General features: G+C 72.3%; 15 protein-coding genes. 11 read left to right on the forward strand and 4 right to left on the reverse strand.

Going from position 1 to position 17627, the window contains the following annotated elements; genetic code table 11:
* The first annotated feature begins 129 nt into the window (after positions 1-129).
* From ABD385_RS03600 to ABD385_RS03610, 3 genes are all read left to right on the forward strand, one after another.
* Entirely contained in the window at positions 130-1812 is a 1683-nt protein-coding gene (locus ABD385_RS03600) for a glycoside hydrolase family 13 protein (protein ID WP_344573393.1), read from the forward strand.
* Positions 1813-2242: 430 nt separating this feature from the next.
* Positions 2243-3175: a serine hydrolase gene (locus ABD385_RS03605; RefSeq protein WP_344573394.1), complete on the forward strand. Its 933-nt coding sequence runs from the start codon at positions 2243-2245 to the stop codon at positions 3173-3175.
* A gap of 92 nt (positions 3176-3267) precedes the next feature.
* Positions 3268-4029, forward strand: a complete 762-nt coding sequence (locus tag ABD385_RS03610; protein ID WP_344573395.1) for a Clp protease N-terminal domain-containing protein — start codon at positions 3268-3270, stop codon at positions 4027-4029.
* A gap of 326 nt (positions 4030-4355) precedes the next feature.
* Here the strand turns inward: ABD385_RS03610 and ABD385_RS03615 are convergent, their stop codons facing one another.
* A complete protein-coding gene (locus ABD385_RS03615) occupies positions 4356-4799 on the reverse strand; it encodes an SRPBCC family protein (protein WP_344573396.1) in 444 nt (147 codons plus the stop codon).
* A 173-nt stretch (positions 4800-4972) separates the two neighbouring features.
* Here ABD385_RS03615 and ABD385_RS03620 point away from each other — a divergent pair, with 173 nt between their 5' ends.
* A complete protein-coding gene (locus ABD385_RS03620) occupies positions 4973-5992 on the forward strand; it encodes an Rv2578c family radical SAM protein (RefSeq protein ID WP_344573397.1) in 1020 nt (339 codons plus the stop codon).
* A gap of 37 nt (positions 5993-6029) precedes the next feature.
* Here the strand turns inward: ABD385_RS03620 and ABD385_RS03625 are convergent, their stop codons facing one another.
* Complete coding sequence (locus ABD385_RS03625; RefSeq protein WP_344573398.1) at positions 6030-6398, reverse strand: MerR family transcriptional regulator; 369 nt, start codon at positions 6396-6398, stop codon at positions 6030-6032.
* A gap of 81 nt (positions 6399-6479) precedes the next feature.
* The gene (locus tag ABD385_RS03630; RefSeq protein WP_344573399.1) at positions 6480-7301 is read right to left on the reverse strand and encodes an SDR family NAD(P)-dependent oxidoreductase; all 822 of its coding nucleotides are present in this window, start codon (positions 7299-7301) and stop codon (positions 6480-6482) included.
* A 225-nt stretch (positions 7302-7526) separates the two neighbouring features.
* Here ABD385_RS03630 and ABD385_RS03635 point away from each other — a divergent pair, with 225 nt between their 5' ends.
* The gene (locus ABD385_RS03635) at positions 7527-8090 is read left to right on the forward strand and encodes a GNAT family N-acetyltransferase (protein WP_344573400.1); all 564 of its coding nucleotides are present in this window, start codon (positions 7527-7529) and stop codon (positions 8088-8090) included.
* Positions 8091-8111: 21 nt separating this feature from the next.
* Here ABD385_RS03635 and ABD385_RS03640 read toward each other — a convergent pair whose 3' ends face one another.
* Entirely contained in the window at positions 8112-8747 is a 636-nt protein-coding gene (locus tag ABD385_RS03640) for a HEAT repeat domain-containing protein (RefSeq protein ID WP_344573401.1), read from the reverse strand.
* A gap of 436 nt (positions 8748-9183) precedes the next feature.
* On the opposite strand from ABD385_RS03640, the gene ABD385_RS03645 reads away from it, so the two are divergent.
* From ABD385_RS03645 to ABD385_RS03670, 6 genes are all read left to right on the forward strand, one after another.
* Positions 9184-11028, forward strand: coding sequence for a 3-hydroxyacyl-CoA dehydrogenase family protein (locus ABD385_RS03645; RefSeq protein WP_344573402.1), 1845 nt, complete (start codon positions 9184-9186; stop codon positions 11026-11028).
* Positions 11029-11173: 145 nt separating this feature from the next.
* A complete protein-coding gene (locus tag ABD385_RS03650) occupies positions 11174-11977 on the forward strand; it encodes a TetR family transcriptional regulator (protein WP_344573403.1) in 804 nt (267 codons plus the stop codon).
* A gap of 751 nt (positions 11978-12728) precedes the next feature.
* Positions 12729-14105 carry a crotonyl-CoA carboxylase/reductase gene (gene ccrA, locus ABD385_RS03655; protein WP_344573404.1) on the forward strand — a complete coding sequence of 459 codons (1377 nt, stop codon included), beginning with the start codon at positions 12729-12731 and terminating at the stop codon, positions 14103-14105.
* 13 nt (positions 14106-14118) lie between these two features.
* Entirely contained in the window at positions 14119-16131 is a 2013-nt protein-coding gene (locus ABD385_RS03660) for a protein meaA (RefSeq protein ID WP_344573405.1), read from the forward strand.
* Positions 16128-17093 (forward strand): HpcH/HpaI aldolase/citrate lyase family protein, encoded by a 966-nt coding sequence (locus ABD385_RS03665; protein ID WP_344573406.1) that lies wholly within the window; start codon positions 16128-16130, stop codon positions 17091-17093. Before ABD385_RS03660 ends, ABD385_RS03665 begins: the two co-directional genes overlap by 4 nt.
* Positions 17094-17098: 5 nt before the next feature.
* Complete coding sequence (locus ABD385_RS03670; RefSeq protein ID WP_344573514.1) at positions 17099-17623, forward strand: MaoC family dehydratase; 525 nt, start codon at positions 17099-17101, stop codon at positions 17621-17623.
* Positions 17624-17627: the final 4 nt, after the last annotated feature.

A 17627-nucleotide genomic window follows, 5' to 3' on the forward strand; every position in this document is an offset into this window, starting at 1 on the left:
TCCGGGCACGTACCGTTCGACTTTCGACATTCAGTTGACACCGAAAAGATGGGGCTACCTAACATGCATGCATAACAGCAACTCGCAAGCCGCCACGCCGACTTGCTCTGTAAGAAGTGGATCCGGCAGATGTTCACAGCCACCGCAGATCGCGGCCTTCCGACCCCCGCCCAGGACACGGCCCAGCGCTGGTGGCGCGATGCGGTCATCTACCAGGTCTACGTCCGTAGCTTCCGCGACACCACCGGAGACGGTACCGGAGACCTGGCGGGCGTCCGGGAGGGGTTGCCGTACCTCAAGAAGCTCGGCGTGGACGGGGTGTGGCTCAGCCCGTTCTTCCCGTCGCCGCAGCACGACCACGGCTACGACGTGGCGGACTACCGCGACGTCGACCCCGCCTACGGCGACCTCAACGAGTTCGACCGGCTGATGGCCGACGCCCATCGCCTCGGCCTGAAGGTGCTGCTGGACATCGTCCCGAACCACTGCTCCAGCGAACACCCCTGGTTCCGGGCGGCGTTGGAGGAGGGGCCGAGCGGGCCGTCGCGGGCGCTCTTCCACTTCGCGGACGGGCGCGGGGAGCACGGTGAGCTGCCGCCCAACAACTGGCGGGCGATGTTCGGCGGCCCCGCCTGGTCCCGCATCACCGAGGAGGACGGCACCCCGGGGCAGTGGTACCTGCACATGTTCACGCCCGAGCAGCCCGACCTCAACTGGCGCAACCCCGACGTGGCGGCCGACTTCGACAAGGTGCTGCGCTTCTGGTTGGACCGTGGCGTGGACGGCTTCCGCATCGACGTGGCCGCGGGGCTCTTCAAGCATCCCGAACTCCCCGACTCCCCCGACCCGGAGGCCGACGAACGCACCCGTGACTCGGTCAACCCGCTGGCCTGGAACCAACCCGAGGTGCACCAGGTGTGGCGCGAGTGGCGGGCGCTGTGCGAGGAGTACACCGCCCGGGACGGCCACGACCGGCTGCTCGTGGGCGAGGTCTCGGTGCGCACCCCGGGCGAGCAGGCCGCCTACGTGCGGCCCGACGAGCTCCACCAGGCGTTCTTCTTCCACCTGTTGACCGCGCGCTGGGACGTCGACCTCTTCCGCAAGGTGATCTCCGAGGCGCTGACCGACATCGCCGACACCGGTTCCACCGTCACCTGGGTGCTCAACAACCACGACCAGGTGCGCACCGTCACCCGCTACGCCGGCGCAGCGGACACCCCGGCGGGCGCGCTGGGCCCGGCCCGGGCGCGCGCCGCGGCGCTGCTGATGCTGGCCCTGCCCGGCGCCGCGTACGTCTACCAGGGCGAGGAGCTGGGCCTGCCCGAGGTCGACGACCTGCCGGACGACGTGCTCACCGACCCGATCTTCCACCGCACCGGCAGCCGGCAGCACATCCGCGACGGCTGCCGGGTGCCGCTGCCCTGGTCGGGCGAGGCCGCCCCGTACGGGTTCAGCGCGCCCGGGGCGGCGGCGACCTGGCTGCCGCAGCCGGCGTCGTTCGCGGCGCACACCGCGGAGCGGGCGGTGGCCGACACGGGGTCCTTCTGGCACCTGTACCGCGAGGCGCTCCAGTTGCGCCGGGGCCTTCCGCAGTTGGGGGACGGCACGTTGCGCTGGCTGGAATCGCCGCCGCAGGTGCTGGCGTTCGTCCGCGGCGACGGTCTGGTCTGCGCGGTGAACTTCGGCACCGGGCCGGTGCCTGCGCCGGTGACGGGTGCGCCCCTGCTGGCCAGCGGCGACTGTCCGGCCGGGACGCTGCCGGGGGCCACCGCCGCCTGGTGGATGGACCCGGTCCAGCCGTTGCTGCCGTAGGCAGGCAGCAGCGCGTCGCGGCATCGGGGCGGCATCGGGGCAGTGGCGTCGAGCGGCGGCGTCCCGGTGGCGCGTCGGTGCCTGCGCGAAACTGCGTGCGCGGCGGCGTGCGGGGGCACCGGGAGGGCGGTCACCCCTGCGGATGTCGCAGCGGTCCGCCCGAGCCGACGAGGGCGCCTACGAGGACACCGGGGCGGGGCCACGGGCCGAGCGCCCCTCCGCCCCACCGACCGCGATCACACTAATGCCCGTTTGGCGCATATCACACCCGTACGGGCTTTTCCCATCGGTCGATCGGCCCGCATTCTTGCGGGGTGCCCGCTACCAGGGCACGGTCGCCGCTTGATCGCCGTAGCCGGTGGGATACCGGGTGGGCTCCCTAGGGGACGCCAGGCGGGCGGCGCGCACAGTGGGACAGGACACCACGCCTATGCACGCATCACGCAGCGCACGCCGCACGCGCCGCGCACTGGCCGCCCTCACGGCCGCCGGCGCCGCCCTCACGGCATGGAGCACGGCGAGCCCCGCCTCGGCGAGCACCGGCAGCGACACCGTGGGGGACGCCCGGGTCGTCTGCACCTCCGACCGGCCGGGCCTGGCCCCCGCCTTGTCCCATGACATCGCCGACGCCCTCCAGGGCCGCCGGGGCACCTCGGCGGTCGCCCTCTACGACCGGCCCTCCGGGACCAGCTGCGAGTTCCAGGCGGGCACGTCGTTCGACTCCGCGAGCGTCGTCAAGGTCACCGTCCTCGGGACGCTGCTGCGGCAGGCGGAGGAGGCGCACCGGACGTTGACGGCGCACGAGGTCGCGTTGACCACCGCCATGATCACGAAGTCGGACAACGCCTCGACCGACGCGCTGTGGCACCAGGTCGGGCGGCCCGCGGTCCAGCACTTCCTGGACCTGGCCGACATGCGGCACACCGTGCCCGGCCCCGGCGGCGCCTGGGGCCTCACCCAGATCACCGCCGCCGACCAACTCACCCTGCTGCGGCTGCTGTCGACGGACAACGCGGTGCTGAGTGCGGCGTCCCGGGACTACGCACTCGACCTGATGCAGAAGGTCGTCCCCGAACAGCGCTGGGGCGCACCCGCGGGCGCGCCGGCGTCGGCGACCGCGCACCTCAAGAACGGCTGGCTGTCGCGCGCCCACCAGGGCTGGCGGGTGCACAGCGTCGGGGTGTTCCGCGGCAGCGGCAACGACTACGCGATGGCCCTGCTCTCCACCGGCAGCGACACCATGGACTACGGGGTGGCCACCGTGGAGGCGGCCGCCAAGGTCATCCACCGGGACCTGGCAGGCACCGCCGACCATCAAGGGGCCGCCGCCGGCACCACCCCCACGGAGGCGTCCGGCGCCTGAGCGGACGGCCCCGTGGCCGAACGGGGATCCCACGACACCTTCACCGTCAACTTCGGGTTGACGACCCCTGATCGTCAACCTATGGTTGACGCATGACAGATCCCGCCCGCATGACGCATCCCGTCCGCCTCGACGATCTGATCGAGGTCATCAAGAAGACCCACTCGGACGTGCTGGAGCAGCTCTCCGACGCCGTGATCGCCGCGGACCACCTCGGCGAGGTGGCCGACCACCTCATCGGGCACTTCGTGGACCAGGCCCGGCGCTCGGGCGCGTCCTGGACCGACATCGGCAAGAGCATGGGGGTCACCAAGCAGGCCGCGCAGAAGCGCTTCGTGCCCAAGGCTTCGGGCGCGGGCTCGGACCTCGACCCCTCACAGGGCTTCAGCCGCTTCACCGAACGGGCCCGGAACGTGGTGATCGGCGCGCAGAACGAGGCCCACGCCGCCCGGAACGACGAGATCCGCCCCGAGCACCTCGTCCTCGGCCTGCTGCGCGAACCGCAGGCGCTCGCCGTCCGGGCGCTGGCGGACCAGGGCGTGACGCCGGAGGCGCTGCGCGAGGCCGTGACCGCGACGCTGCCGCCGGCGGCCGAGACGCTGCCCGCCCTCACCCCGTTCGACGTCCAGTGCCGCAAGGCGCTGGAACTCACCTACCGCGAGGCCCTGCGACTGGGCCACAACTACATCGGCACCGAACACCTCCTGCTGGCCCTGTTGGAGCAGGAGAACGGCTCCGGCCCGCTCACCGACCTCGGCGTCGAGAAGGCCGCCGCGGAGGCGTTCATCGGCGAGGCGGTGGCCGCGATCCTCGCCGCCCGCCAGCAGCAGGGGGAGGACACCGAGGGGCAGTAACCGGAAGCGGTGCGGGGCGCGCCGGGCACGGTGACCGCGCGCCCCGCCCGTCGCCCCGCCGGACGCGGAGCGTGACGGCGCGTCAGTCCTTGCGTCCTGCGCGGAGGTCGCGTTCGCCCCGGGCGGCAACGGCGATCAAGCCAGGAGACGCGGTACGGGGCGGGTGGGCGACGGGCGTCAAGTGCCGTGCGCGGGGCGCCTCTTGGTCTCCGATGAGGAGCTTCCACCGGCGGGCCGTCCGGGAGGCCGGACGGCGTCGCGCGGGGGAAACCACTCGAACCGGTGAGTCTGCCGGCGCCCCGAACGGGCCAGGGGGCGACGCCCCCTCACTTCTCCATGTGGGCGGCGAGGTTGGCCAGCATCGCGTCGTAGATGCGGCCGAGCCCCTTGGGGGCGAAGGTCCGCTCGAAGAAGCCGCCGATGCCGCCGGCGCCCTGCCAGGTGGTGGTGACGACGACCTTGGCGCGGTTCTCCCCGGCCGGGGTGACGACCCAGGTGGTCACCATGGAGGAGTTGCGGTCCTTCTCCACCAGCTGGCCGTCGGTCGGCTCGTCGACCTCCAGCAGGCAGTCGCGCACCCGCTTGCTGGTGGCCTGGAGCTTCCAGTGGACGAGGGTGCCCTTGCCGTCGCCGCCCTCGCGGACCTCGTACTCGCTGAAGTGCTCGGGCAGCAGCTGCCGGCGCGTGCCGCTGTAGTCGGCGAGCGCGTCGAACACGTCCTCCGGGTCCGCCGCGATCTCCCGCTGCGTGGTGGCCTCTACCTGCCCCATGTGTGCCTTCCTCCAGTAGTCGGCTGCCGGACCTGAGTGCGCCGCCAACCTGCGGTGCGCCGCCAAGCCAACCACCACTGGGCAGCGCACCCAAATCCGGGTTGACAACCTCGAAGCGAACAGATGTTCTATTGTCGAGATGGGGGCTCGGCAGGATCGCAACAGGAGGCCCGATGCGCTGGGACAATCTGGGAGAAAGCCCGTCCGCGCTGTTCGGAACGGATGTCGTCACCCGAACGGTGGACACCCCCGAATTCCGCGGCATCACCTTCCACGAGGTGCGCGCCCGCTCGATCGTCAACCGCGTGCCGGGCGCCTCCCGGATGCCGTTCGAATGGACCGTGAACCCCTACCGCGGTTGCAGCCACGCCTGTGTCTACTGCTTCGCCCGCAAGACCCACGGCTACCTCGACCTGGACACCGGCCTCGGCTTCGACTCGCAGATCGTGGTCAAGGTCAACGCGCCGGAGCTGCTGCGCCGGGAGCTGGCGGCGCCCCGATGGCACGGCGAGCACATCGCGATGGGCACCAACGTCGACTGTTATCAGCGGGCGGAGGGACGGTACGGGCTGATGCCCGGCATCCTCGCGGCCCTGCGGGACCACGCCAACCCGTTCTCGATCCTCACCAAGGGCACCCTGGTCCTGCGCGACCTCGCCCTGCTGCGGCAGGCCGCCGAGGTCACCGACGTCGGCGTCTCGGTCTCCGTCGGATTCCTGGACGAGGCGCTGTGGCGGACCGTCGAGCCCGGCACGCCCGCGCCCGGGCGGCGGCTCGACGTGGTGCGCACGCTCACCGCCCACGGCATCCCCTGCGGGGTGCTGATGGCCCCGGTGCTGCCGTTCCTGTCCGACACGCCGGAGCAGCTGCGGGCCACGGTCCGGGCCGTCGCCGAGGCCGGCGCCGACTCCGTCACGCCGCTGGCGCTCCACCTGCGGCCCGGCGCCCGCGAGTGGTACCTGGCCTGGCTGGGCCGCCACCACCCGCACCTGGTGCGGCGCTACGAAGCGCTCTACGCCGGCGGCTCCTACGCGCCGACCTGGTACCAGCGCCGGATCACCCGGCAGGTCCACGAGCTGGCAGCCGAGCACGGCCTCGGGCCGTTCCGGGGGGACCGGGCACGCCGGATGCCGCCGGAGCCCGCCACGCCGCCCGAACCGCGTCCGGGGGCCACGCAGTTGACGCTGCTGTGAGGGTGCGGCGGGGCGTCGGACGGCCCGTCGTGCGGCCTCAGGGCCGGGCGGCCGTCGCGGGTGCGGCGGCGTCCAGGGCGTGCGCCAGGCGGTCGCGGGCGGCCGTCTGGGCGGCGATCCGCCGGTCGATGACGGCGAGCCGCTCGCGGGCGATGCGCAGGCCCTCCGGCGAGGGCGGCGCGGTGGTCAGGTCGCCGTCCAGGCACGCCCGGAAGCAGGCGACGTCGGCGAGGGTGAGGCCGGCGTCCAGCAGGTGCCGGATGTTGCGGACCCGGACGGCGGCGCGCGCGTCGTAGTCCCGGTAGCCGTTGGCCGCCCGCTGTGAGGAGAGCAGGCCCTCGTCCTCGTACTTGCGCAGCGCCCGCGGCGAGACCCCGGTCAGGTCCGCCAGTTCTCCGATCCGCACGGATCGCCTCCCCTCGTACGGGCCGGTCCGGCGCCGTGAACCGGCCGTGCGGCCGGACCGCACGTACGCTACCGACGCCGGTCAGCCGACCACGGCGCCGCCGTCCACCGGGAGGACCACCCCCGTGACGAAGGCCGCGTGCGGGGCGGCCAGCGCGGTGACCGCCCAGGCCACTTCCTCCGCGCGGCCGATGCGGCCCATCGGGGTGTGCTCGATCTGCCAGGCGCGCAGGGCCGCCCGGTGCTCCGGGGACCAGCCCTGGTGGTCCGCGATCGGGGTGTCGATCGCGCCGGGGGCCACGGCCACGACCCGGACGCCGCGCGGTGCCAGCTCCACCGCCCAGCTGCGGGTGAGCAGTTCCAGGGCGGTCTTGGTGGCGGCGTAGACGGAGTTGCCCGGCCAGCCCCGTTGGCCGACGGAGGTGCTGAGGTTGACCACCACCCCGCCGGTGCGCTCCAGGTGGGGCACGGCCTCCTGGGTGAGCAGGACCGGCGCGATGAGGTTGGTGGCCAGTTGGGGCGCCATGGACTCCTTGGTGTGGCTGCCGAGCGCGCCGTGGCCGACCACCGCGGCGTTGTTGACCACGACGTCCAACCGGCCGTGGGTGTCGACGACGTGCCGGACGAGTGCCTCGGGCGCGCCGTCGGCGGTGATGTCGGCGGGGTACGGGACGATCGCGCCGTCGGCGTGGGCCGCCGCGGCGGCGGTCTCGGCGAGCGGCTCGGGGCGGCGGCCGACGGCCACCACGTGCGCCCCCTCCGCCGCGAACCTGCGGGCCGTGGCCCGGCCGATGCCGGTGCCGGCGCCGGTGATGACGACGACCCGGCGCGGGCCGTCGGACGGCTCCGGTGTGGTGCGCGGGGCGTGGGGGGCCGGTGTGGTCTCAAGAGGTGCGTGTGCCATGTCGGGAGTCTTCGACCCTGCCCCCAGGGGCAAGGTCAACTGCACCTGTCCGGAGGGCCGCCGTCCGGTGCGAAATCCGGTTGCCCGGTGTCCACGGTGGATTCGACGCTCGATGAAAAGAACCGGACCCAGGAGGCGGACATGGCACGGGTCGAGGTACGGGGGACGGATGGGGCTGGTGAGAGGAGGCCGGAACAGCCGCTGTCGGAAGTGTGCGTACGCGAGATGACGGAGGCCGACATCGACGCGGTCTCGGCGGTGCGGGTGCGCGGTTGGCAGGCGGCGTACCCGGGACTGATGCCGCAGGCGTACCTGGACGCGATGGATGTGGCGCAGGACGCCGGGCAGCGACGGGAGTGGTTCGCGCGCCGCCGTCCCGAGGTGTGGGAGCTGGTGGCGGAGCGGGCCGGTCGGGTCGTCGGCTGGTTGGCCGCCGGGCCCGCCCGGGACGCCGACCTCGCCCGGGGCGCCGGGAGTCCCTCGGCGGGCGCTCTCGCGCCGGCCGACAGGGAGTTGCCGGCCGGTCGGCGCCCTGCGGCCGAGCTGCTGGCCCTGTACGTGGCGCCCGAGCTCCTCGGGACGGGTGTCGGCCGGGCCCTGTTGGACGCCGGCACGCTCCGGGCGTGCTCTCGCGGGTACGGCGCGCTGTACCTGTGGGTGGTCCGCGGCAACGCCCGTGCCCAACGCTTCTACGAGCGGGCCGGATTCGCACCGGACGGGGCCGAGGAGGCGTCCGACGTGGGCGGGCGGCGCGTCCCCGAGCTGCGCTACCGGCGGCCGCTCCCGTAGGCCGGGGGCAGCGCGGGGTCTTCAGGCCGGCGGGCCGGCGCCCACGCCGGGCGGGTCCTCGTGGACGCCGAGGCGGGCCAGTGACGCCGAGGCGGCCGCGGCGAGCCGGGAGTGGCCGGCGGCCGCCCGCAGCGCCGGCACCGCCCGTTTGTCGCCGAGCGCCCCCAGTCCCTCGACGCAGGCCAGCGCGACCCGCCAGTAGGGATTGTGCGGGGTCAGGAGCCGTTCCAGGGTGACGATCAGGGCCGGGACGGACTGCGGGGCGCGGAGTTCGGCGAGCAGCCGGACGGGGTGCAGCGCGTAGGCGGTGCGCAGCGGATTGGTGGCGAGGGCGGCGGCGGCGCGGGCGGTGCGCGGGTCGCCGAGCTTGCCCAGGGCGTGCGCGGCCGTGGCGCAGCGGACCGGTTCGCGGTAGTTCAGCAGCAGGACCAGGGTCTCGAAGGCGCGTTTGTCGCCGGCGCAGCCGAGGATGAAGGCGGCGATCTCCCGGGCCCACAACGGGCGTTCCACCGCGGTCAGCATCCGGGCGAGTTCCTCACGGCCCGCCGGGGTGTTCTTGCGGGCCAGGCCCAGCAGCCGTTCGTAGGCGACCAGATCCTGCGGAGAGCGGAGTTCGGCCCGCACCCGGTCCGTCAACTCGTGGAATTCGTCTTCCATTTACTGCTCCCCTCCCTGCCGGCAGCCCTGGTTCGCAGGGCGTGGCCGGCACCACGACCTAATGACCCGCATTACCCCTGGCGCTCCGGTTACCCACCGGTTAACCTGCTGGAACGAGCAGCACCCCTGCTCGGGCGGCCTGGTGACGCAGCCGCCGGAGTGTGACGTCGGTTCGGCACACCACACAGCACCACGCGTGCGCGGGCACCACAGCCCCGCGCCGTGCACACCCTCACAGCACGCCCCTCACGGGGGAAGCGGTACGGCCTCGGGACAGGGCCGCCGCGCTCCTCCACCCCAGGCGCTGCTCGCAGTGCCGTGGCTTCCCGCGGCCCTTCCCGCCGGTCGGTCGCCCGATGCCGCAGCCCTGCCCGTGCGCCCACCCCTCAGTCGTCACGTCCCCCGCTTTTGGGGGAACACCTTCAGGAGTCTCGCGATGGGCCGTCAGTCCACCCCTGATCTCTCCACTGTCCCCTCTGCCGCACCTGCCGCGCCCGCCGCGGCGCTCGCCACCATCGCCGTCGTCGGTCTGGGCACCATGGGCACCGGCATCGCCGACGTGCTGGCCCGGGCCGGCCGCGAGGTCATCGGCATCGACATCGACGAGGCGGCGGTGCAGCGGGCCCGTGCCGCGCTCGAAGCCTCCACCGCCCGCGCCGTGGCACGTGACCGGCTCACCGAACAGGAGCGGCAGGGCGTGCTGTCCCGGTTCCGCACGTTCGGTGATCTCCAGGCCGCGCGCGACGCCGACCTCGTCATCGAGGTGGTGCCGGAGGACTACGACCTCAAGCGGGAGGTCTTCGCCGCCCTGGACGGCGTCGTCCGCCCGGACACCATCCTCGCCACCGGCACCAACGCGCTGTCGGTGACCCGGCTCGCGGCCGATTCGCAGCGCCCCGAGCGGGTGCTCGGCGTCCACTTCTTCAACCCGGCGCCGGCCATGAGGCTGGTCGAGGTGGTCTCCTCGGTGCTGACCGCGCCGACCGCGGTCGCCGCCGTCACCGACCTCGCCCGGGAGTTGGGCAAGGACCCGATCGCGGTGGGCGACCGCCCCGGGTTCGTCGCCGACGGCCTGCTCTTCGGGTACCTCAACCAGGCCGCCGCGATGTACGAGTCGAGGTACGCGACGCGGGACGACATCGACGCGGCGATGCGGCTCGGCTGCGGGCTGCCGATGGGCCCGTTGGCGCTGCTCGACCTGATCGGCGTGGACACCGCCCGGACGGTCCTGGAGGCCATGTACGCCGAGTCCCGCGACCGGCTGCACGCGCCCGCACCGATCCTCGGTCAGCTCGCGGACGCCGGACTGACCGGCCGCAAGGCGGGCCGCGGCTTCTACACCTACGAGGCGCCCGGTTCCGCGACCGTCGTGCCGGACGGCCAGACCCCGGCTTCCGGCGACGGCACCGGGCGGCCGGCCGGCTGCCCGGTCCGCAGCGTGGGCGTGGCGGGTTCCGGGACGATGGCCAGCGGCATCGCCGAGGTCTTCGCCAAGGCGGGCTTCACGGTGGTGCTCGCCGCCCGCGGCCTGGAGAAGGCAGAACGGGCCAAGGACCGGGTCGCCACGTCGCTGGGCCGCTCCGTGGCCAAGGGCCGGCTGACCGCCGAGGCGCGCGACGCGGCGCTGGCGGCGATCACCCCGGCCGGTTCGCTGGACGCCTTCGCCGACGTCGACCTGGCGGTGGAGGCGGTGGCCGAGGACCTGGCCGTCAAGGAGCAGTTGTTCCGGACGCTGGACGCGGTCTGCAAGCCGGGCGCCGTGCTGGCCACCACCACCTCCTCGCTGCCGGTCGTCGCCTGCGCCCGGGCCACCTCGCGCCCGCAGGACGTCGTCGGGATGCACTTCTTCAACCCGGCGCCGGCCATGAAGCTGGTCGAGGTGGTCCGCACCGTCCTGACCGACGACGAGGTGCACGCCACCGTCCGCGCGGTCTGCGCCGAGGTCCGCAAGCACCCGGTGGACTGCGGCGACCGGGCCGGTTTCATCGTCAACGCGCTGCTGTTCCCGTACCTGAACAACGCGGTCAAGATGGTCCAGGAGCACTACGCCTCGTTGGACGACATCGACGCCGCGATGAAGCTGGGCGGCGGCTACCCGATGGGCCCGTTCGAGCTCTTGGACGTGGTCGGGCTGGACGTCTCGCTCGCCATCGAGAAGGTGCTGCACGCCGCGTTCCGCGACCCCGGGCTGGCCCCGGCGCCGCTGCTGGAACACCTCGTCGCGGCGGGCTGCCTCGGCCGGAAGACCGGTCGCGGCTTCCGTGAGTACGCCCGGCGCTGACCCGCGGCGGCACCCTCGGGCCCAGGGCGGGTGGGGCGGGCTGCTGGAGCCGTCGAACGGCGGTTCCGGCAGCCCGCCCCAGGTCACGGGGGCCCGAGCGGTACCTCATGCCGCAGGCCGCGGGAATATGCAGTACCTTCCCCACATGTCCCAGCCCGCTCGCCCGCAGTCCTCCGACGTCTCCGACACCCCCACTCCCGGCACCCGCCGGGCGGCCGCCCAACGCCTCAAAATGCGCCGGGAACTCTCGGCCGCCGCCATGGAGCTGTTCGCGACGAAGGGCTACGAGGCGACCACGGTCGACGAGATCGCGGCCGCCGCGGGCGTCGCCCGGCGCACCTTCTTCCGCCACTTCCGTTCCAAGGAAGAGGCGATCTTCCCCGACCACGACGACACGCTGGTGCGCGCCGAGGCCGTCCTGGACGCCGCACCGCCGCACGAGAACCCGCTCGACACGGTCTGCCGCGGCATCAAGGAAGTCATGCGGATGTACGCGTCCGCGCCGGCGGTGTCGGTGGCCCGTTACCGCCTCACCCGCGAGGTACCCACCCTCCGGGAGGCCGAGATCGCCTCGGTGGCCCGCTACGAGCGGCTGTTCACCCGGTACCTCCTGGGCCACTTCGACGAGGGCGCGCACCGCGAGGGCGACGACGACCCGCTGCTCGCCGAGGTCGCCGCGTCCGCGGTGGTCACCGCGCACAACCACGTGCTGCGCCGCTGGCTGCGGGCCGGCGCGGAGGGCGACGTCGAGACCCAGCTCGACCACGCCTTCGAGATCGTCCGCGAGACCTTCGGCGCGGGGATCGGCGCGGGCCGGACGGCCTCCACCGAGACGCCCCCGGCGACGGTCTCCCGGGAGGGCGAGGTGCTGGTGACGGTCGCCCGCACCAACGCCCCGCTCGACGAGGTGATGCGCACCATCCGCAAGGCGCTCAAGGAAAACCGCTGACCGCAGCCGCCCGCCGCCGGTCGGGCCGCGGCCCGCGCGGCACCTGACGGAACGCCCCGCTCCCACCGTCCAGGAAACGGGTGACGGACGCGAGCGGGGCGCCGCCGTCCACCGAAGTCACCGGGCCCCGCGGGCAGTTGCCGCGCCCCTCCGCCCCGCTCCCTCCGCGCCTCGCCGCGATCCCCCTACGGGACGCCGCCGACCGCGCCACACGGGCGCCGGCCCCGGCGCCGCCGCCCACGGACGACTTGCCGCACCCGGCCCCGGGCGCCGCGCGCCCGCCCCTCCCACTCCCGCGGCGCGGCCGGCGAAGACCGTCCGCCACCCGCGCGCCCCCTCCCACGGCGTCACCCGATTGGCGTAAGGGACCCCCGCGCACCGTCCGCGCGCAAACCCTCACATAGCGGGGCGAAGCATCTCCGCAGCAGCCCGTTCTTTGCTCATGCGTGCCCAACACATGACATCTGAGAGAAATTCTTGGCACTCAGTGTCTTGTCTGCTGGCACCGGGTGTCATACGTTGGAGGTGTCCGGGCGGCCGGCGCACCTCCTGAAACCCCGGTGTGCCGACTGTCCCCGCAAGAACTTGCGCGCCCGGACGCCTGCGTCACAGGCACTCCCCCAGCTACCGCAGGGGCCCCGCGCACACCAGCGCAATGCCAAGCACCACCGGCCGAACCGACGGCACCACAGCCGCTCCACCCCCGACGTTCCCTCAAGCCGTTCCATACGTGCTTCGCCGGAGGCATACCGTGAACCAGATACTCGATGCGATCCTCGCGCCGGACAGTACGCGCGAAGACTTCGCCGCCCTTCCCCTCCCCGAGTCGTACCGCGCGGTCACCGTGCACAAGGACGAGGTCGACATGTTCGCCGGCCTGTCCACCCGCGAGAAGGACCCCCGCAAGTCGCTGCACGTCGAGGACGTGCCGGTGCCCGAACTCGGGCCGGGCGAGGCGCTGGTGGCCGTCATGGCCTCGTCGGTGAACTACAACTCGGTCTGGACCTCGATCTTCGAGCCGATGTCGACGTTCGGCTTCCTGGAGCGCTACGGGCGGCTCTCGCCGCTCGCCAAGCGCCACGACCTGCCGTACCACGTCATCGGCTCGGACCTGGCCGGCGTGGTGCTGCGCACCGGCCCCGGCGTCAACGCCTGGCACCCCGGCGACGAGGTCGTCGCGCACTGCCTCTCCGTCGAGCTGGAGTCCTCCGACGGCCACAACGACACGATGCTCGACCCCGAGCAGCGGATCTGGGGCTTCGAGACCAACTTCGGCGGCCTGGCGGAGATCGCGCTGGTCAAGTCCAACCAGCTGATGCCCAAGCCGCGGCACCTGAGCTGGGAGGAGGCGGCGGCGCCGGGCCTGGTCAACTCGACCGCGTACCGGCAGCTGGTCTCGCAGAACGGCGCGGCGATGAAGCAGGGCGACAACGTCCTGATCTGGGGCGCCAGCGGCGGCCTCGGCTCGTACGCCACCCAGTTCGCGCTGGCCGGCGGCGCCAACCCGATCTGCGTGGTCTCCAGCGACCAGAAGGCGGAGATCTGCCGGAAGATGGGCGCCGAGGCGATCATCGACCGCAACGCCGAGGGCTACAGGTTCTGGCAGGACGAGCACAACCAGGACCCCAGGGAGTGGAAGCGCTTCGGCAAGCGCATCCGCGAGCTGACCGGCGGCGAGGACGTGGACATCGTCTTCGAGCACCCCGGTCGGGAGACCTTCGGCGCCTCGGTGTACGTCACCCGTAAGGGCGGCACCATCGTCACCTGCGCCTCGACCTCCGGATACCAGCACGAGTACGACAACCGTTACCTGTGGATGTCGCTGAAGCGGATCGTCGGCTCGCACTTCGCCAACTACCGGGAGGCGTGGGAGGCCAACCGGCTGATCGCCAAGGGCAAGATCCATCCGACCCTGTCGAAGACGTACCGGCTGGAGGACACCGGCCAGGCCGCCCACGACGTGCACCGCAACATCCACCAGGGCAAGGTCGGTGTGCTGTGCCTGGCTCCCGAGGAGGGCATGGGCGTGCGCGACGAGGCCAAGCGCGCCCGGCACATCGACGCGATCAACCTGTTCCGTGACGACGCGCCGGCGCAGCGGACCGGCACCCCCGACCGGAACGCCTGAGGACCGGGATCACATGACTGAGCGTCAGAAGGATCGTCCGTGGCTGATGCGGACGTACGCCGGGCACTCCACCGCCGAGGCGTCCAACGAGCTGTACCGGCGCAACCTCGCCAAGGGCCAGACGGGCCTGTCGGTCGCGTTCGACCTCCCGACGCAGACCGGATACGACCCCGACCACGTCCTGGCCCGCGGCGAGGTCGGTCGGGTCGGGGTCCCGGTGTCCCACCTGGGTGACATGCGGCGCCTGTTCCAGGACATCCCGCTGGAGCAGATGAACACCTCGATGACGATCAACGCCACCGCCATGTGGCTGCTGGCGCTCTACCAGGTGGTCGCCGAGGAGCAGGGCGCCGACCTCACCCGGCTCTCCGGCACCACGCAGAACGACATCGTCAAGGAGTACCTCTCCCGCGGGACGCACGTCTTCCCGCCCGGTCCGTCGCTGCGGCTGACCACCGACATGATCACGTACACGGTCAACCACCTCCCCAAGTGGAACCCGATCAACATCTGCAGTTACCACCTGCAGGAGGCGGGCGCCACGCCGATCCAGGAGATCTCGTACGCGATGTCCACGGCGATCGCCGTACTGGACGCGGTGTTCGCCTCCGGCCAGGTGCCCGAGGAGCGGCGCGGCGACGTGGTCGCCCGGATCTCGTTCTTCGTGAACGCGGGCGTCCGCTTCGTCGAGGAGATGTGCAAGATGCGCGCCTTCGGGCGCCTCTGGGACCGGATCACCCGGGAGCGCTACGGCATCGAGGACCCCAAGCAACGCCGCTTCCGCTACGGCGTGCAGGTCAACTCCCTGGGGCTGACCGAGGCGCAGCCGGAGAACAACGTCCAGCGCATCGTCCTGGAGATGCTGGCCGTCACGCTCTCCAAGGACGCCCGCGCCCGCGCCGTCCAACTCCCGGCCTGGAACGAGGCGTTGGGGCTGCCGCGGCCCTGGGACCAGCAGTGGTCGCTGCGCATCCAGCAGGTCCTCGCGCACGAGTCGGACCTGCTGGAGTACGAGGACCTCTTCGCCGGGTCGCACGTCGTCGAGGCCAAGGTGGACGCCCTGGTGACCGACTGCCTGGCGGAGATCGACCGGATCCAGGAGATGGGCGGCGCGATGGCGGCCGTGGAGTCCGGCTACCTGAAGTCGCAGTTGGTGTCGGCGCACGCCGAGCGTCGGGCCCGCATCGAGTCCGGCGACGAGAAGATCGTCGGCGTCAACTGCTTCGAGGGCACCGAGACCAACCCGCTCACCGCCGACCTGGACACCGCGATCATGACGGTGGACCCGGCCAACGAGGCGGGCGTCGTGCGGGCCCTGCACCGCTGGCGGGACGACCGCGACGAGCTGCGGGCCCAGGAGTCGCTCTCGGCCCTGAAGAAGGCCGCGGCGGGCGACACCAACCTCTTCCCGGCGACGCTGGAGTGCGCCCGCGCCGGCGTGACGACCGGGGAGTGGGCCTGGGCGCTGCGGGACGTCTTCGGCGAGTTCCGGGCCCCGACCGGGGTCTCCGGGGCGCCGGTGGCGGTGACCGCGGAGGCCGGTTCGACGCTGGCGGCGGTCCGCGAGAAGGTCGCCAAGACGGCGGCGGACCTCGGTGGCGGCCGGCTGCGGCTGCTGGTCGGCAAGCCCGGCCTGGACGGGCACAGCAACGGCGCCGAGCAGATCGCGGTGCGCGCCAGGGACGCCGGCTTCGAGGTCGTCTACCAGGGCATCCGGCTCACGCCGGAGCAGATCGTGGCGGCGGCGGTCGCCGAGGACGTGCACTGCGTGGGGCTGTCGATCCTGTCGGGGTCGCACGCCGCGCTGGTGCCGGACGTCTTGGACCGGCTGCGTCGCGCCGGCGCCGGTGACCTGCCGGTCATCGTGGGCGGCATCATCCCGTCGGCGGACGCCGCGGCGCTGCGCGAAGCGGGTGTCGCCGCCGTCTTCACCCCGAAGGACTTCGGGATCACGGAGATCATCGGCCGTATCGTCGACGAGATCCGCACAGCGAACCGACTCGACCCCCTGGAGGTCCTCGCATGACGCCCCCCGTTCAGCGTCTGCGTCCGCGCCGTTCGTGTCTGGCGGTGCCCGGCAGCAACCCCCGCTTCCTGGAGAAGGCTCAGGGCCTCGCCGCCGACCAGGTCTTCCTGGACCTGGAGGACGCCTGCGCGCCGCTGGCCAAGCCGGCGGCCCGGCACACCATCGTCACGTTCCTCAACGAGGGTGACTGGACCGGCAAGACGCGGGTGGTGCGGGTCAACGACTGGACCACCGAGTGGACTTACCGGGACGTCGTCACCGTCGTCGAGGGTGCCGGCGCGAACCTCGACTGCATCATGCTGCCGAAGGTGCAGGACGCCGCGCAGGTGACCGCGTTGGACCTGCTGCTGACGCAGATCGAGAAGACCATGGGTCTTGAGGTCGGCCGGATCGGCATCGAGGCGCAGATCGAGAACGCCAAGGGCCTCGTCAACGTCGACGCGATCGCCGGCGCGTCGCCGCGCCTGGAGACCGTCGTCTTCGGTCCGGCGGACTTCATGGCGTCCCTCAACATGAAGTCCCTGGTGGTCGGCGAGCAGCCGCCCGGCTACCCGGCGGACGCCTACCACTACATCCTGATGCGCATCCTGATGGCGGCCCGCACCCACAACCTCCAGGCCATCGACGGCCCTTACCTCCAGATCAAGGACGTCGACGGGTTCCGCGCGGTGGCCGGCCGGGCGGCCGCGCTGGGCTTCGACGGCAAATGGGTGCTGCACCCGGGTCAGGTCGAGGCGGCCAACGAGGTCTTCTCGCCGTCCCAGGAGGACTACGACCACGCCGAACTGATCCTGGACGCGTACGAGTGGTGTACGTCCGAGGCGGGCGGGAAGAAGGGCTCGGCGATGCTCGGCGACGAAATGATCGACGAGGCGAGCCGCAAAATGGCGCTGGTCATCGCCGGAAAGGGCCGGGCCGCCGGCATGGCCCGCACATCCACTTTCGAAGCCCCGGAGGCATGAGCGCGATGCAGTTCGGCCGCACCTACGAAGAGTTCACCGTCGGCGACGTCTACAAGCACTGGCCGGGCAAGACGGTGACCGAATACGACGACCACCTGTTCTGCCTGCTGACCATGAACCACCACCCGCTGCACATGGACAGCAATTACGCCGAGCGGACCACCGATTTCGGAAAGAACGTGGTCGTCGGCAATTACGTCTACTCCCTCCTGCTGGGCATGTCGGTGCCGGACGTCTCCGGAAAGGCCATTGCCAATCTGGAGATCGAATCGCTGAAGCACGTGGCGCCCACGTTCCACGGCGACACGCTTTACGGCGAGACCACGGTGCTGGACAAGACGCCGTCGAAGTCCAAGTCCGACCGCGGCATCGTTTACGTCGAGACCAAGGGCTACAAGCAGGACGGCACCCTGGTCTGCGTCTTCAGGCGCAAGGTGATGGTGCCCACCGCCACCTACATCGAGGAGCGCGGCGGCGAGCAGCCCGGCCGCCCCGAGCTCAAGGCCCCCGTGGCCCGGAAGGAGAAGTGACCGG

This window comes from Streptomyces lunalinharesii (genome assembly GCF_039532155.1).
GTDB classification, from domain to species: domain Bacteria; phylum Actinomycetota; class Actinomycetes; order Streptomycetales; family Streptomycetaceae; genus Streptomyces; species Streptomyces lunalinharesii.

Bases quoted from the DNA above. Each gene is read 5' to 3' on its own strand.
- ABD385_RS03600 (WP_344573393.1), top strand. From the start codon at position 130: ATGTTCACAGCCACCGCAGATCGCGGCCTTCCGACCCCCGCCCAGGAC.
- ABD385_RS03605 (WP_344573394.1), top strand. From the start codon at position 2,243: ATGCACGCATCACGCAGCGCACGCCGCACGCGCCGCGCACTGGCCGCC.
- ABD385_RS03610 (WP_344573395.1), top strand. From the start codon at position 3,268: ATGACAGATCCCGCCCGCATGACGCATCCCGTCCGCCTCGACGATCTG.
- ABD385_RS03615 (WP_344573396.1), bottom strand. From the start codon at position 4,799: ATGGGGCAGGTAGAGGCCACCACGCAGCGGGAGATCGCGGCGGACCCG.
- ABD385_RS03620 (WP_344573397.1), top strand. From the start codon at position 4,973: ATGCGCTGGGACAATCTGGGAGAAAGCCCGTCCGCGCTGTTCGGAACG.
- ABD385_RS03630 (WP_344573399.1), bottom strand. From the start codon at position 7,301: ATGGCACACGCACCTCTTGAGACCACACCGGCCCCCCACGCCCCGCGC.
- ABD385_RS03635 (WP_344573400.1), top strand. From the start codon at position 7,527: ATGACGGAGGCCGACATCGACGCGGTCTCGGCGGTGCGGGTGCGCGGT.
- ABD385_RS03640 (WP_344573401.1), bottom strand. From the start codon at position 8,747: ATGGAAGACGAATTCCACGAGTTGACGGACCGGGTGCGGGCCGAACTC.
- ABD385_RS03645 (WP_344573402.1), top strand. From the start codon at position 9,184: ATGGGCCGTCAGTCCACCCCTGATCTCTCCACTGTCCCCTCTGCCGCA.
- ABD385_RS03650 (WP_344573403.1), top strand. From the start codon at position 11,174: ATGTCCCAGCCCGCTCGCCCGCAGTCCTCCGACGTCTCCGACACCCCC.
- ABD385_RS03660 (WP_344573405.1), top strand. From the start codon at position 14,119: ATGACTGAGCGTCAGAAGGATCGTCCGTGGCTGATGCGGACGTACGCC.
- ABD385_RS03665 (WP_344573406.1), top strand. From the start codon at position 16,128: ATGACGCCCCCCGTTCAGCGTCTGCGTCCGCGCCGTTCGTGTCTGGCG.
- ABD385_RS03670 (WP_344573514.1), top strand. From the start codon at position 17,099: ATGCAGTTCGGCCGCACCTACGAAGAGTTCACCGTCGGCGACGTCTAC.